The organism is Stenotrophomonas sp. SbOxS2 (assembly GCF_013416715.1).
GTDB lineage: Bacteria > Pseudomonadota > Gammaproteobacteria > Xanthomonadales > Xanthomonadaceae > Stenotrophomonas > Stenotrophomonas lactitubi.
This window is the reverse complement of record NZ_JAAVXD010000007.1, coordinates 652,896-677,486: the sequence shown is the minus strand read 5'-3', so window position 1 is coordinate 677,486 and position 24,591 is coordinate 652,896. Positions and strand designations below refer to the sequence as shown.

The window sequence follows — 24,591 nt, the reverse complement described above, 5'->3', positions numbered from 1 at the left end:
ATCCGTCTACACTTTGACGCCGAGCAGAACCCCGCAGCGTGCGGGGACGGCAAGAGCCCTCATGGACGCTGACGATCAACCGCACCGCCCGCTCGACGCCGTGGAGCGCCAGGCCCACGCGTGGGTGGTGCGGTTGACCTCGGGCGAGGCCACGGCGGCCGATGGCAGGAAATTCCGCCAATGGTGCGAGGCCGATCCCGGCCATCGGCAGGCCTTTGCCCGCGCGAAGCGGCAATGGGAACAGGTACGCCTGGCCGGCGAGCAGCTGCCTGCCGCCGCGCGCCAGCCGCAGGCGGCAACCCCGGCGCAACGCTGGAGCCGGCGCGCATTCCTGGGGGCGGCGGTAGCGGCACCTGCGAGCCTGGCCGTGGTGGCTGCGCTGCACCCGCCGTTGGGCCTGTGGCCTTCGGTGACGGCGATGACGGCCGATTTCCATACCGGTACCGGCGAGCGGCTGCTGATTGCGCCGACGCCGCATCTGAAGATCGAACTGGATACGCAGAGCAGCCTGCGCCGGCGCAGCGACGCGCAGGGTGAGGGCTTCGAGCTGGTGCAGGGACAGGCGGCGATCGACGCCGCAGCGGGGACCCGCCTGGCACTGTTTGCCGGGCCGGGCTGCCTTGTAGCCGACGAGGGCGCAGCACGCCTGGATGTGCGCAACACCGACGGCCAGGTGCGTGTGACCTGCCTGCGCGGCAGCGTTCGCATCGAGCATCCGCAGGGTCGCCTGCAGCTGCAGGCCGGCCAGCAGACGGTGTATGACGAGCGCCTCAGCGGCGTGGTGGCCGAAGCGGTGGCGGCCGAAGTCAGCGCCTGGACCGAAGGCATGCTGGTGTTCCGCCGCGCGCCGCTGCGTGAGGTGGTGGCCGAGATCAACCGCTACCGGCGCGGCAAGGTGCTGCTGGGCGAATCGGCATTGGCGCGCGCCCCGGTCAGCGGCCGCTTCCGTATCGATGATCCAGATGCTGCGCTGGAGCAGCTCGGGCAGACGATGTCGCTCGGCCTGCGTCGCTTTCCCGGTGGAATTGCCGTCTTGGGGTAAGACCCTGGCTGCGCGCGACGCGCACGGCCGCTGCATGCATGGAGAGGCCAAGGATGCGCAACGAGACCATCGGTGTGTTGGATCTGCGCCGGAACCTGTCGGCGCTGCTGGAAACCACCCAGCGCCGGCCGTTGATGGTGCACCGCTACGGCGCGCCGTGGGTCTGCGTGGTGTCCGATGCGCAGTGGCGACAGCAGGCGGTGCTGCTGGAATTCGAGCCGCAGGACCATCCGCTGGCGATGCTGTTGCGGTTGCAGCGGCAGGCGCTGCCGCTTTCGGAATCGGGAACGTTGCCTGCCGCTGCACTGGCGCGCGCGCTGCTGTTGATGGCGATGCATGGCATCGAGGGGCTTCCGGCGCTTCACGATCACGTGCGCTACCACCGGTTGTGGCACTGGTTCGTGGCCGCCAGCGATGCGCAGATGGAGGGATGGCAGCTGCCGTTGCTGCAGGCCTCGATGGCGGCACTGTTGGATGACCCGGATGCGATGCACGCACTGGCCGCATTCGCACAGCGCAGCGACGTTGCCGTGTTGGCCCGACGCTGTGGCGGCGATGCTCCGCGCCTGGACCTGGAAGCCTGCAGGCGGATGACGCTGCGGTGACATTCCCGCGATGCTGCCACGCACTGCTCAACATCGCATTCGTGCTGTCGCTTCGGCTGCCTTGCTGACGTCTTCTGCAGAGTACGACGCTCCCGCGTCGCGGAGCGCAGGCGACGCCGATGACCGACAGTCGCAGGATCAGCATGCTGGAGCTGGATCGCCACCTGAGCCAGTCGCTGGAGCAGGCACGGCATGCACCCGTGAATGTGCAGCGCTACGGCCAGCCGTGGGTGTGGATGCTGTCCAGCGACGCCTGGGCCGACGCTGCAAGGTGGTCAGCGCTGGATGCAAGCGGGCATCCGTTGATGCTGCTGCGGCAGGCGCTGGACGCGCGCCTGCAGCCGTGGCCGGAATCGGCATTGGCCACGCTGGCACAGGAGTGCGGGGAGGTGCGCATGGTGCAGCGTGCGGTCTTGCTGGTCGCGCTGCGAGCGCCTGCGAGCGTGCAACGCCTGCACGACGATCTTCGCTATCACCAGGTGTATCGGCAGTTCATCGGCTTCGACCATGGCATGGCCTGGTCGCCTCTGGAGTGCATGCGCCTGCTGCAGGCGTGCGCCACGCCACTGCTGCAGCACTGCGTGGACGACACGCTTGCGCGTGTTCCTTCGTCGCTGCTGGATGCCGTCTGCATGGCGAACGCACGTCGCGTGGGTGATCGGCTGCAGGAACAGCGGATTTCCGCAGGATGTTTATCGTACTGACACATGCGCCGCTGACCATGGGGCAGCGGTCTCTTCCAGGATGATGAGGGCGGATCAATGGCAATGCAGATGGGTGGTCGCAGGGCTCGGCAGCAGGGCTTCAGCCTGATCGAGATCATGGTGGTGGTGGTCATCATCGGCATTCTGGCCGCACTGATCGTGCCCCGGTTGATGGATCGCCCCGACCAGGCCCGCGTGGTGGCCGCGCGCCAGGACATCGCCGCGCTGATGCAGGCCATGAAGCTGTACCGGCTGGACAATGGGCGTTATCCCAGCGCCGAGCAGGGCTTGCAGGCGCTGGTGAAACCGCCGCAGGGGAGCGGCGCGATGCCGGTAACGCCCTACCTCGACCGCCTGCCGGATGACCCGTGGGGGCACCCGTACCAGTACCAGAACCCCGGCACGCACGGCGATATCGATGTGTTCTCACTGGGGGCCGACAGCAAGCCCGGCGGTGAGGCCGGCAACGCGGACATCGGCTCCTGGCAGTTGTGAGGCCAGACAATGGCACGCCGTAAAATTCCAGGTGCGTTTGCCCGCCAGCAGGGCATGGCGGTGATCGTGGCGATGCTGGTGGTGGCACTGGTGGCGGTGATCGCCACGGCACTGCTGACCCGTCAATCGGCTCAGCTGCGTGCGGTGCGCAGCGATCAGCTGCGCATGCAGGTGCGCATGGCGGTGGACGCCACGCTGGAGCGCGCGGCGCAGCAGTTGCGTGACGACGCGCGCGAGCAGTTGACCACTGTTGGCAGCGGACGCTGGGCGCGTCCGCTGCAGTTGCAGGTGCCACTGCCGGTGCACCTGCAGCTGGTGGACACGCAGTCGAGGTTCAACCTGCGCACGCTGCTGGCCGACGGCCAACCTGCAGCGGAGGCACTGCGTGCGTTCACCACGCTGTGTGCCGGGCAGGGGCTGCCTCGCGCCGCCTGTGCCAGTGCCGCAACGCAGATCCAGTCGCGCCTGCGCGATGGCGCGCGGCAGGCGCGCGCACCGCTGCCGCGCGAGTCGCTGATCGAACAGGTACTGGCCGGCGCCGATCCGGTGGCGGTACAGGCACTGGCACGTCGCACGGTGGTGCTGCCTGCGCAGACCCTGGTCAACGCCAATACAAGTGATATCGCCGTGCTGCAGGCGATTGCACCCGGGGTGGACGCCGGGCGCCTGCAGGCGCTGCTGGGCGAGCGCGATCGTGGCCACTGGCTGCTCAATCGCGGTGACATCGCCAACCGGCTGCAGCTGAGCAACGAACAGATGGCGCTGATGCCGCTGGGTATCCACAGCGAGTGGTTCCTGGCGGTTGGCCAGGTACAGGCAGACGGCGCATCGGTGGATTTCCGCGCATTGATCTGGCGCGAGTACCGCGACGACAGCGTGCGTGTGCAACGGGTATGGACAAGGATCGGTGCATGAGCACGCAACTGAGAATGCGCCTGCCGGCGTTGGAACGATTGGATAAGGACAGCGCGGTCGAATGGGCGCAGCTGCACAAGGAACGTGTGCTGGCGACGGGCAGCGACCGTCTGTCGACGCTGGGCCAGCGCTTTCCGCAGGCGATGGTGCATGCGAGCCTGGACCCGCAGGACCTGATCCTGCTGGAGCTGCAGCTGCCGCCGCTGTCCGGGCGCCGCCTGCAGGCGGCCCTGCAGGGCGAAGTGGAAGCGATGCTGCTGGATGATCTGCAGGAGGTAGTGCTCGGCCATGGGACACAGGCGGCCGATGGCACGGTGCCGGTGGCGTGGCTTGGCCTGCAGGCGATTGCGCGGGTACAACAGCAGTTGCAGGACTGTGGGCTGCAGTTGCAGGCGCTGCATCCGACGCCCTTGCTGCTGCCGTGGTCGGCCGGGCAGGCCACTTTGCAGGTGTGTGGCGAGCATGTACTGGTCCGCTGCGGCCGTGATCGTGGCTTCGTGCAATGGTGCAGCGGGCGCGACCTGGCCTCGGTGATGCAGATGCTTGCCGTACGCTTGCAGCAGGCCGGGGTGCAGGCGGTGCAGTGGATCGATGCCGTACCGCCTGCCTGGGCCGAGCGCCTGCCAGCCAGCGTGTTGGCGCAGGCGGCGCAGTCCAGCGGTCTGCTGCCTGGCTGGTCGCTGCCGTTGCCGGCCATGGGTGCAGGCGCGCCGCGGCTGGCCATCGGTCTTGCGTTGGCGGCGGCGGTGCTGGCTGCGCTGGGTCTGCAACTGCAGGTATCGCGCTGGCATGGCGAGGCTGAAGCCTTGCGGCAGGACATGGCGCAGGGCTTCAGCACGCACTTCCCGGAGATCCACGATGTGGTCGATCCGGTGCTTCAGGCACGGCGGGCGCTGGCGGTGCCGGCAGCGCCACGGGCACTTCCTGCCGTGCAGCAGCAGGTTGCCAGCGTGCTGCAGGCCATACCTGAGTTGGCGGGCCAGGTTCGCAGCCTGCGCTATCAGCCGGGCCAGCTGGAGATGGAGCTGGATGCCGACGCGCAGGCGTTGGCCGAGGACGCGCAACGGCTGGAGCGCTGGCAGCAGGCGACGCAGGCACACGGGCTGCAGCTTGCGCGCGAAGCCGGTGGCCAGTTGCGGATCAGCAGCGGGGCTGCGCCGTGACCGCAGCCGGGTTGCGCCCAGCGGATTCCCTGCGTGGACTGCAGCACCGTTGGCAGCGGCTGGTGGCGCGCGAACGCGCGATGCTGCTGTTGATGGCTGCCGCGATAGTGGCGGCTGCACTGTGGCTGGGCTGGCTGCAGCCGCTGCTGAAACAGCGCAGCCATTGGCAGGCTGAACTTCCGCGGTTGCAGGCGCAGTCGGCGGCACTTGCACCGCTGCTGCGCGCCCGTGAACAACAGCGGCATGCGCAAGGTCAGCGGCCGACGCTTGCCGGGCTGCGCCAACAGATCACCGCTGCCGGCCTGGCCGGCAGCCTGCACATCGAACAGCGTGACGGGCGCTGGCACCTGCGGGTACAGAGCGTGCCCGCCGATGCGCTCTGGAACTGGCTGCTGCCCTTGCTGGCCGACCCGGCCATCGAACTGCAGCAACTGCAACTGCAACGCACAGGGGACGCGAACATGCCGGCGGCACGGATTTCCGGAAACATCGTGATGGCCGCCAATGGCGGTGGCCATCCATGAAGTCAATGCGCAGCCTGGGCTGCAGCGCGGTACTGGCACTGGTGGTGGGCCTGGCCCATCTTCCAGCGATGGTGCAGGCGCAGGACGCCAGTGGCGAACCGGTACAGCTGAACCTGGTGGATACCGATATCGGTGGGGTGCTGCGCATGGCGGCACGCTTCACCGGCCGCCAGTTCCTGGTCGATCCACGGGTGACCGGCAAGATGACCGTGGTCTCCGATGGGCCGGTCAGCCGTGTGCAGGCCTACCAGCTGTTGCTGGGTGCATTGCGCATGCGCGGGTTTGCCGTGGTTGAAAGTGGAGGCGTCAGCCGGGTGGTGCCGCAGGCCGACGCCAAGCTGCTGGGCGGGCGCGTTGGTGCCGGCGGTGCGGGAGGCGAGATAACCACGCGCACGTTTGCCCTGCGCTACGAAAGCGCAGCGGCACTGGTGTCGGTGCTGCGGCCGATGATCACCGCGGACAATCCGATCACCGCGAACCCGGGCAACAACACGCTGGTCATCACCGACTACGCCGACAACCTTGAGCGCATCGCGCGGGTGATCGCCAGCGTGGATACGCCGGCCGGCATGGACACCGACGTGGTCAAGCTGCAGCAGGGCATTGCCGTGGACGTGGCGGCGATGGTCGCACCGTTGCTGGACGCGCAGGGCGCGGAGCCGGCGCAGAAGGTGGTGGTGATGGCCGACCCGCGCAGCAACAGCGTGCTGCTGCGCTCCAGCAGCCCGGGCCGCACGCGCCTGGCGCGGCAGCTGGTGGAGAAGCTGGACAAGGCCCAGGACGAGTCCGGCAACCTGCATGTGGTGTACCTGCGCAATGCCCAGGCCACGCAGCTGGCCGGGGTGCTGCGTGGCGTAGTGGCGGGGCAGAGCGATGCGCCGGCGATGGGCAGCAGCGACGGCATCACCGCACTGCCGGGCGAGACCAACCGCAGCGCCAGCACGCCGGCGCAACCCGCACAGGGCAAGAGCAAGGGCAATGCGCTGGAATCGCCGCGGCTTGACCCGGGGCGTCGTGATCCGATCGATGCCGGCAGCAGCGGTTTCAGCCAGAACGGCATCTCGGTGCAGGCTGACATCGCCACCAACACCTTGCTGATTTCCGCCCCGGAGCCGGTGTACCGCAACCTGCGGCGGGTGATCGACCAGCTCGACCAGCGCCGGGCGCAGGTGCTGGTGGAGAGCCTGATCGTGGAGGTCAACCAGACCGATGCCGCTGAACTGGGCGTGCAATGGATGCTGGGCAACGGCCGCACGTTCGGTGGCACCCATTTCGGCGGCACCACCGGTGGTAGTGGCATCAGCACCACTGCGCGCACCACGCTGGATGTACTGCCGAAGGACGGCCTGAACATCGGCGTGATCGACGGCACGATCAACCTGCCGGGCGTCGGCCAGATCCTCAACATGAAGGCGCTGGCCAATGCCCTGCAGAGCAAGGGCGGCGCCAACATCCTCTCCACGCCGAACCTGATGACCCTGGACAACGAGGCGGCCAGCATCATGGTCGGGCAGACCGTGCCCTTCGTCAGTGGCCGCTATGTGACCGACGGTGGCGGTGGCAGCAACAACCCGTTCCAGACCATCGAACGCGAGGACGTGGGCCTTAAGCTGCGGGTGCGCCCGCAGATTTCCGAGGGCGGCACGGTGAAGCTGGACATCTACCAGGAAGTCAGCAGCATCGATGCGCAGAGCTCGGGCAGCGCCGGCATCATCACCAACAAGCGGGCGCTGGATACCAGCGTGCTGCTCGATGACGGCCAGATCATGGTGCTGGGCGGCCTGCTGGAAGACAGCGTCAGCCATGGCCGCGATGCCGTACCGGGGCTGGGGAAGATCCCGGTGCTGGGCGCGCTGTTCCGCAGCGATACGCGCAAGCGGGCCAAGACCAACCTGATGGTGTTCCTGCGCCCGCACGTGGTGCGCGATCCGGCCGCCGGACAGCGCCTGACCCGCGACCGCTATGACTACATGCGCAATGCACAGGCCGCTGCGCAGCCGGTGCAGAGCTGGGCGTTGCCGGCGCTGTCGGCACCGCAGCTGCCGCCGCAGGACCTGTCGGTGCTTGGCCAGGGCAATGCGCGTGATGGCCAGGGCCAGCCGTTGCAGAACGGCAGCCTTGCGGCGTTGTATCCGGCCAGCGAGGGCAATGTGCAGGTGGTGCAGTTTGCACAGGGGCTGGACGCGGCACGTGCCACCCAGGCCGTGGCACAGGTACGCGCGCTTGGCCTGCAGGCCTATGCCGAGACCACGCCGGGTGAAACGGGACAGCGTCTGCGGGTGCGGGTGGCGCGCGATCCGGCCACGCTCGACCCGGCGCTGCAGCAGCTGCGCGGGCTGGGCTACACCCCGGAACTGGTCATCGGCCCATGAGCACGCCCGTGCCGTTGCCACTGCTGCCGTATGCCTGGGTGCGAAGCCACGGGGTGATGCTGGCCGAAGCAGGGGGCGCGCCGGTACTGCTGGGGACCACCGAGACCGCCGCCTGGGCGGTGGCCGAGCTGCGCCGCCGGCACGGGCCGCTGCCGTTCCAGGTACTGGAAGGGGCGGCCTGGCAGCAGCGCTTGGGCGAACAGTATCGTGACGGTGGCGATGCTGCTGCGGTGGTCGGTGCGGCCGAAAGTGAAGTGGATCTCGACCGGCTGATGCAGGACATGCCCGAGGTGACCGATCTGCTGGATGCGCAGGACGACGCGCCGGTGATCCGCATGATCAACGCGCTGCTGGCGCAGGCCGCGCGCGATGGCGCCAGCGACCTGCACATCGAACCCTTCGAAACCCATTCGGTGGTGCGCTACCGCGTCGATGGCACCCTGCGTGACATGGTGCAGCCACGGCGTGCGCTGCATGCGGCGCTGGTCTCGCGCATCAAGATCATGGCCCACCTGGATATCGCCGAGAAGCGCCTGCCGCAGGACGGGCGCATCGCCATCCGCGTGGGGGGCAGACCGCTGGACATCCGTGTGTCCACGGTGCCGACCGGACATGGCGAGCGCGCGGTGCTGCGCCTGCTGGAAAAGGACGCTGGGCGCCTGCAGCTGCAACGCCTTGGCATGGCCGACGATACCCTGGCCACCTTCACCGGGTTGATCCGCCAGCCGCATGGCATCGTGCTGGTGACCGGGCCGACCGGTAGCGGCAAGACCACCTCGCTGTATGCGGCGCTCGGGCAGCTCGACAGCAGCACCAGCAACATCCTCACCGTGGAGGACCCGGTGGAGTACGACTTCGCCGGCATCGGCCAGATCCAGGTCAACGCGCGCATCGGCATGAGCTTCGGTACGGCATTGCGCGCGATCCTGCGCCAGGATCCGGACACCATCATGATCGGTGAGATCCGCGACCTGGAAACGGCGCAGATCGCGGTGCAGTCGTCGCTGACTGGTCACGGCGTGCTGGCATCGCTGCATACCAACGATGCGATTTCGGCGGTGACCCGACTGGCGGACATGGGCGTGGAACCGTTCCTGCTGGCCTCATCGTTGCGCGGTGTGCTGGCACAGCGACTGGTGCGAAGGCTGTGCCTGCAGTGTAGGCGTGCCGAGACCGATACCGAGGGGCGCACAGTGTGGCGGGCCGTAGGCTGCTCCGCCTGCGCGAACAGCGGCTACCGTGGGCGCACCGGCATCCATGAACTGTTCGTGGTGGATGAGCGCGTGCGCGCGTTGATCCATGAAGGGCAGGGCGAACCCGCGCTACGCGAGGCCGCGCGGCGTGCCGGCATGCGCAGCCTGCGCCAGGACGGGCAGCGCTGGGTCGACAGCGGGGTGACCACGCTGGAGGAGATCCTGCGCGTGACCGGTGACGACTGAGGCGCGCATGGCACTGTTCGATTACCAGGCCGCCAACGCACAGGGGCGCATAGAGAAGGGACAGCTGGACGCCGACAACGCGCGCGGCGTGCGCCAGCAACTGCGCGTGCGCGGGCTGACACCGGTACAGGTATCAGCCGCACGCAATGCCGGCAGTGGCTGGGGCACGCGCAGACTGTCGGCCAGCGAACTGGCCTGGGCCACGCGGCAACTGGCCAGCCTGCTGGCCGCCAGCCTGCCGCTGGAAAGCGCATTGAGTGCGGTGATCGAACAGGCCGAACGTCCGCACGTTGCGCAGGCGCTCACCGCAGTGCGTGCCGATGTGCGCGCTGGCCAGCGGTTGACCGTGGCGCTGGCGGCGCGGCCGCGCGATTTCCCTGGGATCTATCGTGCCCTGGTGGGGGCCGGCGAGGATTCCGGCGATCTGGCGCGGGTGATGGAACGTCTGGCCGACTACATCGAAGAGCGCAACGCGCTGCAGGCGAAGGTGCTGACGGCGTTCATCTATCCGGCGGCGATCAGCCTGGTGTCGGTGGCGATCGTGATCTTCCTGCTCAGCTACGTGGTGCCCCAAGTGGTGACGGCGTTCGTGCAGGCACGGCAGACGCTGCCGATGCTGACCCAGGTGATGCTGGCGGCCAGTGCTTTCGTACGCGCGTGGGGCGTATGGACGGGATTGGGCATCGGCGCACTCGTGGTCGGCTGGCGGCTGGCACTGCGGCGGCCGGATCTGCGCCTGCGTTGGGACAGCCTGTTGTTGCGCTTACCGATGGTGGGGCGATTCGTGCTGGGCGTGAACAGCGCTCGCTTTGCATCGACACTGGCGATCCTGCTGGATGCCGGCGTGCCCCTGCTGCGCGCACTGGACGCCGCACGACAGACACTGGGCAACGCGCTGCTGGCGCGCTGTGCCGATGATGTGGCCGCGCGCGTGCGCGAAGGTACTTCGCTTGGCGCTGCGCTGAAGGTGCAGAAAGTGTATCCGCCGATCCTGGTGCATCTGGTGGCCAGTGGCGAGAAGACCGGTTCATTGGCCCCGTTGCTCGACCGCGCTGCACAGACCATCTCGCGCGAGATCGAACGCCGCGCGATGGCACTCACTGCATTGCTGGAGCCCACGATGATCCTGGTGATGGGGGGCGTGGTGCTGACCATCGTGCTGGCCGTGCTGATGCCGATCATGGAAATGAACCAGCTGGTGCAATGACGTGCATCCACGCATGGCGTGGATCTACTGATGCCCGGTCTCTCCACACAATCCTCCACACCTTTTCTCGATCTTCCACAGGTTTCTTAAGCGGCCTGTCATCGGCGACGACCAGCATGTCCCTGTCGCCGCAGAGTGGGCTGGGAGGCCCTCGGCGGCAGCAGGCGTGTAGTGACCGTTCCTCCCTTGGTGTTTCACCTTCGCAGTAAACCCTTCAGGAGAAGATCATGAACAAGTACAAGACCCTGGCCGCGCTGGTTGCTACCGCGCTGCTCGCCACTGCCGGTGCCGCGTCGGCGCAGACCGTTACCGGTGGCGGCGCTTCGTTGCCGGCCGACCTCTACAAGGGTCAGGCCGACAGCATCCTGCCGAGCAACTTCAGCTACGCCGTGACCGGTTCGGGCACCGGCAAGAAGGCCTTCCTGCAGAATGATTCGCAGCTGTTCTCGACCACCGGCACCGTGCACTTCGCCGGCAGCGATTCGGTGCTGAGCTCGACCGAACTGAGCACCTACACCGCCACCTACAACCAGGCCAGCAATGCCAATCGCTATGGCAACCTGATCCAGGTGCCGTCGGTGGCTACCTCGGTGACCATTCCGTTCAACAAGGCCGGTTCGGCGGTTGACCTGAGCGTGGCACAGATCTGTGGCGTGTTCTCCGGTGCGATCACTGACTGGTCGACCATCGATGCCAACCGCAGTGGCCCGATCCAGGTGGTCTACCGTCCGGAAAGCAGTGGCACCAGCGAAATGTTCACCCGCTTCCTGACCGCCGCCTGTGCGCCGGAATTGGCCGCCACCTCGAACCTGGTCGATGGCAAGTTCGCCATCAAGTCGACCTTCGCCGATCTGTACAAGCGTGATGCCAACAACAACCTGCCGGCCTTCCTGGTGGCCGCGCCGGCCGCCGGCGGCACCTCGCTGTACAACGCCGTGTACGCGCAGGCCGGCCGCATCGGCTATGTGGGTCCGGACGTGATCCCGAGCCTGACCGATGCCACCAAGGTTGCCAAGGTCAAGGGCTTCTCGCCGGACCAGGTGAGCGTGCAGGCCACCCTGGAAACCGTCGCTCCGCCGACCGGCACTGCTGCCGAAAATCCGGCCAACTGGGTGCCGGTGTTCGGCAATCCGTCGGCTGGCTATCCGATCGCCGGCTACACCAACCTGATCATCGGCCAGTGCTACAAGGATTCGACCGTCGCCAACAGCCTGCGTGGCTTCCTGATGCGCCACTACGCCACTGACTACACCGCCACCCCGGCGCTGGTGGCCCATGCCAAGGCGATCACCGACCACGGTTTCATCCCGCTGACCAAGGTGTGGCGCGACGCGATCCGCAACCGCTTCGTGCTCGCCGGCAACGCCGCTGGCCTGAACAACCCGAGCACCTGCGCCGGCATCGGCCGTCCGCTGTAATCGCGTCCGGTAGTTGAAATCTGCGTTACCCGACGCCGGCCCTTTGGGCCGGCGTCTCCTTTTCCGGCGGCGGTGCGGGCCAGTGCAGTGCATTGCTGTCGGCTTCATGTCACGTGAACCGTCTATCAGTGGCAGGGCATGCGTTGCGCGTGCCTCCCGATCGCTGCCGCAGCTGCGGCCCACCAGGTTGATGAGGTTCCGATGTCGCTCCCGCACACGTCCGCTGTTCATTCGGCTGCGCCGATGCGCCGCAACCACCCGATGGCCTGGGCCATCGCGGTGGCGTTGGGAACCCTGGCTGCCCCCGCCAGCCACGCGCAACAGGCGTTCAGTCCGGGTTGGTTCGCCGACCGCGGCGCGGCGCAGGGCGCGGCCGCACAGAGCGGTCGCATGCCCAATGGCGTGCCCATCCAGTTCCAGTTGCCCGCGCAGCAGCAGGACGCCGCGCGGCAGAAGCTGCAGCAGTCGATCGACAACCTTGGTACCGCGGCGCAGGCGATCGCTCTGCAGCAACGCATGCAGGAACAGGCCCGGCAGTCGCGTCGCGAGGCCGGCTTCGTGGTGGCCGATGGGTTGGGCAAGGATGGACTGAAGGTCGATGAGAACCCCCTGACGCGCGGCTGGGTGAATGCGCGCGAGGCGATCCAGTCGCAGGGCAGCGATGGCCGCGTACAGGTCAGCATCGAGCAGACAGCTGACCAGGCGATCCTGAACTGGGAATCCTTCAACATCGGTGGCAACACCACCCTCAACTTCCTGCAGAACCCCGACTGGGCGGTGCTGAACCGGGTGAATGATCCGGACGCGCGGCCCAGCCAGATCCTTGGCCAGCTGAAGGCCAACGGCACGGTGTTCGTCGCCAATCGCAACGGCGTGGTGTTCGGCAACAACAGCCAGGTCAATGTCCGCAATCTGGTTGCTGCTGCAGCACGCATCAGCGACGCGCAGTTCCGTGACAACGGCCTGTACAGTGCCGACGCGAACACCTCGGCCCTCACCGATGCCGTGGGCAAGGTCATGGTTGAACGGGGCGCGCGCATCACCACGCATGAACCCACCAGCGCAACGCGTGGCGGCGGCTATGTGCTGCTGGCAGGCCACAGTGTGGAGAACGCGGGCCAGATCGAGACGCGCAAAGGCCAGGCCCAGATGGCGGCCGGCGACAGCTTCGTGATCCGTCGCGGCGTGGGTACGGCGGCCAATACCGCTTCGACCACACGCGGCAACGAGATCGCGCCGCGCCTGCTCACCGACAGTAGCGCCGGCAGCGTCCGCAATACCGGCCTGCTGCTGGCCCGCGAGGGCGACATCACCCTGGCCGGACGCAGCGTCGAGCAGGCCGGTGTGGCCGTGGCCAGCACAACGCTGGGCCAGCGCGGCACAGTGCACCTGCTGGCCTCGGCCAGTGACACCCGGGCCAAGGTCACCCTGGCCGAGGGCTCGACCACGGCGGTGCTGATCGAAGACGATGGCAAGGCCAGCGCACTGGATACCCAGCGCGATGCACTGCTGAAGGAGTCGGCCGAACAGGACGCGCTTCGTGCAGCGTCGCGGACGACGACCTTCGACAATCTGTCCCTGCACAGCGATCGACGCGACCAGTCGCGGGTGGAGATCGTTTCCGGGGGCGACATCCATTTCCAGGCCAACTCGCTGACGGTGGCCACCGGCGGCCAGGTGATTGCCGATGCCGCTCGCCGCAGCCACCTGGACAACGCCGCGCGTGTGGATGTCTCCGGCGCGGTGGGTGTAAAGGTGGCGATGGAAAGCAACAACGTACAGGTCAAGGTGCAGGGCAATGAACTGCGCGATTCGCCCGACAACCGCGACAGCGGCAAGCTGACCAGCAGCGAAGTCTGGATCGACCGTCGGCAGCTGATCCACGTGCCGGCCGGCACTGGCGGCTACGAGGGCGATCGCTGGTATGCCGCCGGCGGGTTGCTGGAAGTGGGCGGCTATCTGGACAACCAGGGCCACTCGATCAGCGAATGGGCGGCGCAGGGCGGCACGGTGCTGCTGGGCGGCAGCGAGGTGGTCACCGGCGCAGGCTCGCGGATCAATCTGGCGGGCGGCAGCCTGGACGTGCAGAGCGGGGCGATACAGCAGAGTTGGTTGCGCGGTGTCGACGGGCAGGTATACCGGCTGGACGGCGCGCCGGCGGAGATGCTGTTCGATGGTCTGTACAAGGGCTACGAGGTAAAGCAGGAGCGCTGGGGTGTCACCGAGGCGTTCCGCAACCCCATCGTTTTCGCTGCGCAGCGGACTGACAACGGCTACACCGTCGGCCGCGATGCCGGGCGCCTTGTAGTGTCCGCGCCGACCGCAGTGCTGGACGGCCAGGTGGAGACCACCACCTTCCAGGGCGCGCAGCAGGGGCGACGGCCCGATGCTGCGTTGGAAGGCTATGCGCAGGCGCAGACGGCGGTGGCGCGGAACGCCGGGCTGTATCTGGGGCGCTATGACGGCCTGGGCCGCAATGGCGCGTTCGATACAGATGTGCGCGTGCAGGGCGGTACAGCGATCCCCGGCCTGACGCTGCAGTCGCCGATCGGCAGCGAGCGGCGCGACACCGTGTGGCTTGATGCCGGGCTGCTCAACGCGCAGCAGTGGGGTGCCATCGACCTGGCTACTGCCGGCCGCGCCTCCGTCGATGCGCCGCTGACGCTGCAGGCTGGCGGCGCACTCAACCTGATCGGCAGCACCGTCAACCTGGCCGGTGACATCCACATCGTGGGTGGCCGGCTGCAGGCGGGCAATCTGCTGGATGTGCTGGGCCGGCCGACGGCGCTGCTGCGCAACGGCCGCGCCGACGTTGCCATTGCCGACGGTACCCGGATTGATCTGGCCGGCGGCTGGAGCAATGCGGCGCTTGGCATCGGGCTGGACAGCGGCGCGGCGTGGACCGAGGGTGGCAGCCTGCGCCTGCAGAGCAGCCATGACGTGACGGTGGGCCGCCAGGTGGCTGTCGATGTCGACGCCGGTGCTGCGCTGGACATGCAGGGCAAGGGCCGCATCGGCAAGGGCGGCAGCGTAAACCTGCAGGCCAACACTGCCGAGGTGGCTACCGATGGCAGTGGTCGCGTGCGATTGGGCGAAAGCAGCTATTTCAGCGGCCGTGGCGAGGGCGGTGGCACGTTCGCCCTGGGCACCGGCGGCAAGGTTGCGGTCGGCACAGCCCTGCAGGACGCGAGCGCACTGCGGCTGGACACGGCGCTGTTCGGCAGTGGCTTCGCGCAGTACGACATCAATGCCCATCAGGGCCTGGATATCGCCGACGGCACCGAGCTGATCGTGCAGACGCCGGGTCTGCGCCTGGCCGAAGACGCGCGCACGGCGCAGGATCGGACGAGTGCGCTGCAGGCATGGTCGGCGCCGTTGTACGCGGCTGATCCGCAGAACGGGCGCATCCGCCAGCGCAGCGGCGCCAGCATCACCCTGCGTTCGGACCGCAATAGCGTGGGCGGCGACCTGCGCGTGGGACGCGACGCGCGTATCGCCGTGGATCCGGGCCAGGCCATCTCGCTGCTGGGCGCGGGCAACATCGACGTGGAGGGGACGCTGCAGGCACGCGGCGGCCGCATCAGCATCGACGATGTGCGCCCGGACACGGCGCTGTACGCCGGCCAGCGCACCGAGCGTACCTGGCGGATCGGTGACCGTGCGGTACTGGATGCCAGCGCCGATTCGGTTTCGATGGTCGATGCTGCTGGCCGCCTGCGCGGCCAGGTGCGGACGGGCGGGCGCATCGAGATCGGTGGCGCGCTCGACTGGGAGACGTCGGCCTTCGTCGACAACCGGCCGCCGGAAGCCTTCGTCGTAGTCGAACGCGGTGCACGCCTTGACGCGCGCGGTGCCTCGGCCGAGCTGGATATTGATGGACAGGGCCGTACCCGGGTCGACAGCGACGGCGGCCAGATAGTGCTGCGTTCGGCCAATGCGCTGTACCTGCATGGGGCGATGGATGCGGCGGCCGGTGGCAGTGGGGCGCGTGGTGGCACGCTGGGCCTCGCCTTTGGCGGCAGCGTGCATGCACGTGGAGCAACCGAGGAGGTGCTGCGCGAACGGGCGATCACGCTCAGCCAGCAGACCGCGGCCGAGACGGCGTTGCCAGCGCGGCTGGACTATGGGCATGCCACACTGTCGGTGCAGCAGATCCAGGCCGGCGGATTCGACAATCTCTCGGTCTTCGGCGACCTCCGCACGCTCGGCAATGTCGACCTGCGTATGGCCGAGTCCCTGCGCATCTACGGGCAGGGGCAGTCCAGTCTGGGCGTGGCCGCAGGCGCAAGCGCAAGCGCGCCCAGCGCGATCTCGCTGTCGGCACCGTATGTGCGCCTGGCGCAGGCGCGCTGGAAGCAGTTGTCGGGCGAGAGCCTGCAGTTCACCCAGGGTGCGGTGTCAGCGACTGCGGGCGATCATGCGCTGGCGGTCAATGGCGATCTCATCGATCTTCGCGATGTCACCTGGCTGCCCAGTTTCGACCATCTCTCGTTGAACAGCCGCAGTGATGTGCGCCTTCTTTCCAGCATCGCCAGCAACGCGGCGGTCAGTTCGCTGCTGGCACCGGGCTCGATCGACCTGACCGCGGCGCGCCTGTATCCGACGTCCGGGGCGGTGGGCCGGGTGGTGGCGGGCGCATCGGCGCAGACCGTGGACACCGTCGACTACTGGGCGAACCCGGATGCGGTGCTGCGCATCCAGGGCAACGGCACGGCAGCGGGTGTCCCTGCATCGGCGTTCGGCTCGCTGCGACTGGTGGCCGCTACCGTGCAGCAGGGCGGTGCGGTGTGGGCGCCGATGGGAACCCTGCAGCTGGGTGGTCTGGCCATGGGCGGTACGGCCGGCGGCCGGGTGGAACTGCTGCCCGGCAGCATCACCTCCACCAGCGGTGCCGGCCTGGCGCTGCCCTATGGCGGTACCGCCGATGGGGTCAACTGGCGCATCGGCAGCCGCAGCGTGGATTCCTTGACCGCCGGTGGCATCACCTCGATGGGCGTCACCCTCAAAGCCAACCAGGTGAACGTGAGCCCGGGCGCGCTGCTGGACATGTCCGGTGGCGGCGACCTGACCGGCGCAGCATTCATCTCCGGTCGGGGTGGTTCGGTGGACGTGCTGCGCACCGCGTTGGCCGATGCCAACCCCCGCTACGCGTTCAGTGCCTCGGGCAACCCGGTGTATGCCATCGTGCCCGGCTATACGGGCGCGTTCGCGCCCACCAGCACCGATGGCTTCGCCGCGCCCGGTATCGGTCAGCAGATCACCGTGCCGGCGGGTGTTCCCGGGTTGCCGGCGGGCACCTACACGCTGCTGCCGGCCAACTTCGCGCTGCAGCCCGGTGCGTTCCGTGTCGAGCTTGGCGCGACCGGTGCGTCCGGCGTTTCCCAGCCGCTGCCGACCGGCACCGGCACCTGGCGCGTGTCCGGCCACCAGCGTGGCGGTCTGGGCGCTGTGCAATCGCCGCTGCTGACCGACGTGCTGCTGACACCGGCGGCGGTGGTGCGGCGGCATTCGGGTTACAACGAAACCAGCTACAACGCCTTCGTGCAGGCAACGGCCGACCGCCGCGGCGAATCGCGCGGCTGGCAGACCATCGATGCGCTGGGCCTGACCCTGGCGCTGGGTGAGGGCGCCGGACGCCAGGGCGCGGCGGCAATCGACTTCGCCGGTACCGCGCGGTTTGCCGCGGCCAACGACAAGGGGCGGGGCGGCACCCTGGTGGCTTCGATGGCCAATCCGGCCATCGGCACGCTGGAGGTCATCGCTACCGATGGCGTTGCGCAAACGCGCGACCGAGGCGTGACCGTTACCGACCAGGCCCTCAATGCATTCCAGCCGGCGCGCATGGTGATCGGTGGTCAGATCAACCAGGTGGCGTCGCAGGTGACGGTGACCGGCCAGGCCCGCAGCGTGGCGATCCGTTCCGGGGCCACGTTGCAGGCACCGGAAATCCTGGTGGCGGCAGCCGCCGGTGGCGCCGGCATTCTGGTCGAAGCCGGGGCGACCGTGAACACCTTGCCGTACGCACGCGCCGGTGGCGACGCCGTCGGCACGCTGCCTTACCAGGTCACGGGCGGCCTGCTGGCGGTGTCCAACCAGCGCCTGAACCTGATCACCGGCACCACCGGCGTTGCCGCCGGTCCGGTGGCGATCGATATCGGCGGCTGCCAGGACGCGTGCGAGGGACAAGCGCGGCTGGTGTCCGACGGCAGCATCGCTGTCGCCACCGATGGCACCCTGCAACTGCGCGATTCGGCCAGCTACGGCACGCGCCAGCTGGGCGTCAGCATGGCTGCATTGAACCTCGGCAGCGCCGAAGCCATCGCACAGGCGGCGGCAGCGGGTGCACTGCCCGCCGGCATGACCATGAACCAGACGGTGCTGCAGCAGCTGCTGCGTGGCAACGCGGCTACCGGCGCACCCGCGCTGGACACGCTGAGCCTGGTGGCGCGCGATTCGGTGAATGTGTTCGGCAGCGTCGACCTGGATGCGCGCGACAGCGCCACCGGCGTTGGCAGCCTGCGCACCCTGGTGCTGGGCGCGCAGGCGATCCACGGCTATGGCAACGCCAGCGACCGTGCGCGCATCCTGGTGGATACGCTGGTGTGGGATGGTGCGCTGGCGGCCACGCAGGCCACGGGCAGCAACGCGGCCGTGCCGCCGGCAGAGCCGATGGTGGATCGCCTGGGCGATGGCCAGCTGGATATCGTCACGCGCACCCTGACGCTGGGGCGTGCGCCGTACAGCAGGCCCAGCTCCGAGGTCGCGGCCAACCGTCAGGTACTTGGCTTCAGCGCGTTGAACCTCGGGGCGTCGGAACAGATGGTGTTCTCGGCGAAGGGAACGCTGGATGCGTACCAGCAGCGCGGCGAGTACCTGGCCGACAAGGGCTGGCAGTACAGCGGTGGCAGCGTGGCCATCAGCACGCCCCTGCTGACCGCAGACCCGGGCGCGCAGCTCGCCCTGCGCACCGGCGGCAGTTTCGCCCTGCACGGGGGCAACGGCAGGGCTGGCGGTGATGCGCTGGGCAGTGAGCTCAGCATCGACGCTGATCGCATCCTGCTGGACAGCACGATCGCGCTGGCCTCCGGCCGCCTGTCGGCCAGTGCGCGCCAGGGCATCGGCGTGGGTGCGCATGCGGCACTGGATCTGGCGGGTCGCAAGATCAGCCTGTTCGACGTGGACAAATACAGCTGGGGCGGTGATGTGCTGCTGTCCAGCGACAGTGGCGAGGTGACCACCGATACCGCCTCGCGCATCGATGTGTCGGCGCGCAACAACCGCGGTGGGCGATTGACGGTCAATGCCCTGGCCGGTCGCGCGGATCTGGCCGGGCGTGTGGACGGCGCGGCCAGCGGCCGCTACGACGCCGGTGGCACCGTGGTGCCCTACGACGCGGGCGAACTGGTGGTGCGTGCACGCCAGCTGCAGGATTTCGCAGGGTTGAACCAGCGGCTGAACAGCAGCGGCGTGACCGGCGCGCGCACCTTCCAGATCGGCGAGGGGGATCTGCAGATCGGTGACGAGGTGAAGGCGCGACGGGTCGACATCAGCGTGGACAAGGGCAGCCTGACCGTGGCCGGGCGCATCGACGCCAGCGGCGAGCAGGTCGGCAGCATCCGCCTGTACGCCCGCGACGCGCTGCAGGTGAACGGCACGCTCGACGCGCATGGCAGTGGCCTGCGCGTGGACAGCTACGGCAAGATCATCGACAGCCCCAACCGGGCGACAGTCGAACTGGGCAGCGCCGCAGGCCAGGTCAGCATCGGCGCCGGCGCCGCCATCGACCTGCGTGCCGGCAGCGGCGTCGCCGTGGGCAGCCAGGCCGGGCAGAACGACGGCGCTGCGCGAGGCACGCTGAAGATCGACGTGCCGCGGATCGGTACTGATGATGCGGCCATTGCCGTTGCCAACGGTATGCGCATCACCGGTGCGGCCGACATCCAGGTCAACGGCGTGCGCCGCTATGACGATGCTCCGCTGGCCTCCAGCGTGGATGTACACGGCAACCGGCCGCAGGTGGTTACCCAGCAGTGGCTGGACCAGATCGTCGATCCGGACAACCGCACGTGGATGGACGGGGCGCTGGCCAATGCCGATCTGCAACAGCGCACCGCAGCGCTGGGCAGCCACCGCCTGCGTCCGGGTGTGCAGGCGGTGGCGCGCCGTAGTGCGGACAACCCCGGCGGCGACCTGACAGTTTCCGGTGACATCGACCTGTCCGGTTATCGCTACGGTCCCGACGCCGACCGTCTCGACGCGGCGCGGCGCGGGTTTGGCGAATCGGCCTCGCTGGTGCTTCGGGCCGAAGGCAACATCAACATCCATGGCAGCATCAACGATGGCTTCGCGCCACCGCCCGCCAACCCGGATGAAGCCGGCTGGGAACTGATCGAGGGTCGCAGCAGCGGCGGCGCCAACACACCGTTCGGTGGCGGCCTGGTGGTGCCGGTGGATGGCGTGCAGCTGCAGCCGGGTACCGAATTCCCGGCGGGCACCACGCTGAACTATGCGGTGCCGGTGGAATCGGCCGTGCTGCCCGCCGGTACCGTGCTGCCCGCAGCGATGACACTGGCCGACAGTCTGCGACTGCCTGCCGGCACCGTGCTCGGTGCGGCGGTTACCACCCGTGATGGGCAGACCTTCGCCGCCGGCACCCTGCTTGACCAGCCGTTGCAGCTGGAAGCAGGCGCGCGCCTGGGCGGCGGCTTCCGGCTTCGCAGCAGCGTGCAGATGGCCGCACAGGAGTGGCCCGCCGGTGCCGTGCTGCCGATCGCGTTGCGCCTGGCACGCGCGGTAGACCTGAAACCAGGCGCATACATTCCCTCCATGACCAAGGTGGAGCTGGCCGGCGATGCACCGGTGAAGCTGCGACCTGCCGATGCCAATGGCAGCCAGGGCCGCAACTGGGCGCTGGCGCCGATGCTGGCGGAAGGCACGACGTCGTGGGACCTGACCGCCGTGGCCGGCGCGGACAGCGACGCCGCCGATCCGCGCACGCGTCGCTGGGGCAGTGACGGCAGCGTGGTGCTGGCCGATACCCATCAGGGATCGGTGGGCACGGTGAAGACCGAGATCATTTTCGTGGGCGACCGCGTGCTGACCGAGCAGGCCTCGCTGGACTGGATGGGCGATACCTCCTATGCCGGTCGACCGATCGCCGAACTGGCCGATATCTTCGGCTACACCGAAGAGGAGTTCTGTGCGCTGGCAGACGGCTACTGCGGCCCCGCACCGCGCCAGGTGGCCGCACAGGGTTCGCTGGATTTCTGGGGCGATGAATCCTACGTCGGCACATCGGCCAAGGACTTCGCGGCGATCTTCGGCATGACCGAAGACGAGTTCTGCGGCTCGGCGCCCACCTATTGCTTCGGCGGAGGCACGCAGACCGAGGTGACCACCTATGGCCAGCGCCCCGGCACACCCGCGTGGAGCGTGCTGCGCACCGGCAAGGGCGACCTGGAACTGCTGGCGGCCGGCGACGTGGTGATGAAATCCGGATTCGGCGTCTACACCGCCGGCACACCCACCTCGCTTGGCAACGGGCGTGATGCGGCCTTCAATTCGCCGCGTGCGCCGGCGCCCTGGAACAGCGCCCTGCTCGGCAAGGACGTGGTGCCCGGCAGCTACGACGCTGCACTGGCGGGCTACCAGGCGTGGTATCCGGACCATGGTGGCAACCTGCGCGTGGAGGCCGGGCGGGACATCGTCGGCGATGTGTGGACCGCGCGCGCCGAATCGGGCAGCAGCGACCGCGACATGGCCCTGCATGGCAGTGCCGCCGTGGGCAACTGGCTCTGGCGGCAGGGTACCGGCAGCACCACCGGGGTGACGCCGGTGCCGACCAGCTGGTGGGTCAACTTCGGTACCTACACCAACGTCTCGACCACCGCAGGCAGCACACCGCGGATGGTCGGTTTCACCGGCTTCGGTACGCTCGGTGGCGGCAATCTCACGCTCGATGCCGGCCGCAACGCCGGTGTGCGCGAGGCGATGGGCGATGCCTTGGGGTTCATGACCGCGCCGCACTCGGGTGCGATCGTTGCCGCAGTCGGCTCGACCGGCCGGGTCAGCGATGGCCAGCTGCACCTGACCGGCGGCGGCGATCTGCGCCTGCGCACCGGCGGTGTGCTGAATCCGCAATTGACCGCCACGTTCTCCAGCCTCAACACGGCCAGGGCCGCGCAGGACCTTGACCTCAACGGCACCTTCAGCAACCTGAGGGGCAGCCTGCTGCTGGAGGCCGACCGCATCGGTGGCATGGGCGTGACGCTGGAGAACTACGGCACGCTCGGCCGCCAGCGTGCGGCCGACCTGTTCGCCGCCGACAGTGCACGCGCGATGGGCGGTCCGGTGCTGGTGCTGGGCGATGCCACGGCATCGCTGCAGGCGCGCGGGGATGTGGTGCTGGGCGGTGTTGGCGATGCCGGCCGGGTAGCGGTGGCCAACTACAGCGGTGTGACCCAGGACAACGGCAGCCGCGCCGCAGGCACCACCTGGTTCTCGCTGTGGACCGCATCCACCGCCGTGGACCTGTTCAGTGCCGGAGGCGATCTTTCGCCGGGTGTGTCCGGCCCCCTGAATCTCAGCGGCAGCAACCTCGCGCCTGAGCAGGTGCAGCTGCAGGCCGGCGGGCGCGATCTGCTGCAGTACTGGCTCTATCCTTCGCGGTTCAGCGCGGTTGCCGCGCAGGGCAACATCACCTTCGACCGCCTGAGCATGCAGGACAACACCCAGGACGTACTGCTGCTGGCACCCTCGGCCAGTGGCCGCCTGGATGTACTGACCGGCGGCGGCATCTTCGCCCAGCCGGGTGCTACCCAGATCGCACGTTCGGCCGCGGATACACGCGTGCCGGGGCCGTTCGATCCGGCCTTCATGGCCCAGGTGGGCGATGGCAGCGGCAGCCTTACGCGGCCGCACCACAACCTGTCGGTGGATGGCCATTCGGCGACGCCGGAGGCGGCATTGCCGCTGTTCGCGTTCGGTCCCAATACACCGTTGTCGAATCTGCCGGGTGCGCTATCGCCCAGCCGCTTCTATGCCGTGGGCGGCGACATCATCGGCCTGCAATCGGGCGCGCAGCGTACCTTGGATCGCTCCGGCAGCCAGCGCACGCAGTTTGCTCTGTTCGAGGCGGCCGGTGCGGTGCAGATGCGCGCCGGGCGCGACATCCTGGGTGTTTCGCTGACCGCCCTGAACAGTACGGCCACCGATATTTCGGTGGTGGAGGCAGGCCGCGACATCGTGCAACTGGATGCCGTGGTGGCCGGTCCCGGCAATCTGGAGGTCAGTGCAGGTCGTCAGCTGCGGCAGGAGGACGTGGGCAGCATCGTGACGCTGGGCGGTATCGTGCAGGGCGATACCCGCCCCGGGGCGAGTGTCGGCCTGACCGCCGGCAACCAGCAGATCGACTTCGTCGCGCTGCGTGCGCGCTATCTCGACCCGGCCAACCTGGCCGACCCGGCACAGTCGCTGGCCTCGCAGCCGGGCAAGGCGGTGAAGATCTACGACAAGGAACTGAAGCAGTGGCTGCAGCAGCGCTTCGGCACCGCTGCCGAAGGTACGGATGCACTGGCCGCGTTCGATGCGCTGCCGAAAGAGCAGCAGCGCATCTTCCTGCGCCAGGTCTACTACGCTGAACTGCGCGAAGGTGGTCGTGAGTACACCAATGCAGAAGGGCCGCGGTTCGGTTCCTACCTGCGCGGGCGCGAAGCGATCGCCACGCTGATGCCGGACAAGGATGCCAATGGCGCAACCATCAACCGTACTGGCGATATCGTGATGTACGGCGGTTCCGGCGTGCGCACCGAAGCGGGCGGCAACATCGAGCTGATGGCACCGGGCGGGCAGATCGTGGTGGGTGTGCAGGGCGTGGTGCCTCCGGCCAGCGCGGGCCTGGTCACCCAGGGGCAGGGCGACATCCGGTTGTTCAGCCAGGACAGCGTGCTGCTGGGCCTGTCGCGGGTGATGACCACCTTTGGTGGCGACATCCTGGCGTGGTCCGAGCAGGGCGACATCAATGCCGGCCGCGGTTCGCAGACCACGCTGCTGTACACCCCGCCGCGTCGCGTCTACGACACCTGGGGCAACGTGATCCTGTCGCCGCAGGCCCCTGCCAGCGGTGCAGGCATCGCAACGTTGAACCCGATCGCCGAAGTGGCGCCGGGCGATGTCGACCTGATCGCGCCGCTGGGCACCATCGACGCGGGCGAGGCAGGTATCCGCGTGTCGGGCAACATCAACCTGGCGGCACTGCAGGTGCTCAACGCCGCCAACATCCAGGTGCAGGGCGACAGCAAGGGCCTGCCGGTACTGGCCTCGGTGAACGTCAACGCGCTGGCGTCGGCCAGCGCTGCGGCCAACAGCGCCAGCCAGGCCGCACAGGACGTGATGCGCAAGAGCCAGGACGATGCGCGGCGCAACCAGCCGTCGGTGATCAGCGTGCAGATTCTCGGCTTCGGCAGTGCCAGCAGCAGCATCGACCCGCCAGCACGCGGAAACACGGCCGCCGCCGCAGGCTACGACGTCAACAGCGCCTTCCAGTTCCCGCAGGCCCGGGCAGACGCAGGCAAGCAGCCGACCCAGTAGATCCACGCCATGCGTGGATGAGGAACGGTGCGGACCAAGGCCCGCACCCACCACGCGCAGAACACAGGATCGGGCCAGCTGCCAGGGAACGGTGGCGGCCCCAGCCAGGACGGCACGGA

General features: G+C 68.4%; 12 protein-coding genes. All 12 read left to right on the top strand.

Annotation, left to right across the window (positions count from 1 at the left end):
• The first annotated feature begins 61 nt into the window (after positions 1-61).
• The 12 genes from HFK18_RS17705 (at position 62) to HFK18_RS17650 (ending at position 24,472) form a co-directional block, all read left to right on the top strand.
• Positions 62-1,042, top strand: a complete 981-nt coding sequence (locus HFK18_RS17705; protein ID WP_180167257.1) for a DUF4880 domain-containing protein — start codon at positions 62-64, stop codon at positions 1,040-1,042.
• Positions 1,043-1,095: 53 nt separating this feature from the next.
• Positions 1,096-1,647: a hypothetical protein gene (locus tag HFK18_RS17700; protein WP_180167256.1), complete on the top strand. Its 552-nt coding sequence runs from the start codon at positions 1,096-1,098 to the stop codon at positions 1,645-1,647.
• Positions 1,648-1,766: 119 nt separating this feature from the next.
• Complete coding sequence (locus tag HFK18_RS17695; protein WP_180167255.1) at positions 1,767-2,351, top strand: hypothetical protein; 585 nt, start codon at positions 1,767-1,769, stop codon at positions 2,349-2,351.
• A 57-nt stretch (positions 2,352-2,408) separates the two neighbouring features.
• On the top strand, positions 2,409-2,846 hold the full coding sequence (gene gspG / locus HFK18_RS17690; protein ID WP_180167254.1) for a type II secretion system major pseudopilin GspG: 438 nt from the start codon (positions 2,409-2,411) through the stop codon (positions 2,844-2,846).
• Between the two features lie 9 nt (positions 2,847-2,855).
• Positions 2,856-3,761 (top strand): type II secretion system minor pseudopilin GspK, encoded by a 906-nt coding sequence (gspK, locus tag HFK18_RS17685; protein WP_257216293.1) that lies wholly within the window; start codon positions 2,856-2,858, stop codon positions 3,759-3,761.
• The gene (gene gspL / locus HFK18_RS17680; protein WP_180167253.1) at positions 3,758-4,924 is read left to right on the top strand and encodes a type II secretion system protein GspL; all 1,167 of its coding nucleotides are present in this window, start codon (positions 3,758-3,760) and stop codon (positions 4,922-4,924) included. The genes gspK and gspL overlap by 4 nt, the downstream gene beginning before the upstream one ends.
• The gene (gspM, locus tag HFK18_RS17675) at positions 4,921-5,448 is read left to right on the top strand and encodes a type II secretion system protein GspM (RefSeq protein WP_180167252.1); all 528 of its coding nucleotides are present in this window, start codon (positions 4,921-4,923) and stop codon (positions 5,446-5,448) included. Before gspL ends, gspM begins: the two co-directional genes overlap by 4 nt.
• Positions 5,445-7,820, top strand: a complete 2,376-nt coding sequence (gene gspD / locus HFK18_RS17670; RefSeq protein WP_180167251.1) for a type II secretion system secretin GspD — start codon at positions 5,445-5,447, stop codon at positions 7,818-7,820. The genes gspM and gspD overlap by 4 nt, the downstream gene beginning before the upstream one ends.
• On the top strand, positions 7,817-9,259 hold the full coding sequence (gspE, locus tag HFK18_RS17665) for a type II secretion system ATPase GspE (RefSeq protein WP_180167250.1): 1,443 nt from the start codon (positions 7,817-7,819) through the stop codon (positions 9,257-9,259). The genes gspD and gspE overlap by 4 nt, the downstream gene beginning before the upstream one ends.
• A gap of 7 nt (positions 9,260-9,266) precedes the next feature.
• Complete coding sequence (gene gspF, locus HFK18_RS17660; RefSeq protein WP_180167249.1) at positions 9,267-10,466, top strand: type II secretion system inner membrane protein GspF; 1,200 nt, start codon at positions 9,267-9,269, stop codon at positions 10,464-10,466.
• 227 nt (positions 10,467-10,693) lie between these two features.
• Entirely contained in the window at positions 10,694-11,884 is a 1,191-nt protein-coding gene (locus HFK18_RS17655; protein ID WP_089235825.1) for a substrate-binding domain-containing protein, read from the top strand.
• Positions 11,885-12,085: 201 nt separating this feature from the next.
• Positions 12,086-24,472, top strand: coding sequence for a filamentous haemagglutinin family protein (locus tag HFK18_RS17650; RefSeq protein WP_180167248.1), 12,387 nt, complete (start codon positions 12,086-12,088; stop codon positions 24,470-24,472).
• Positions 24,473-24,591 lie beyond the last annotated feature (119 nt).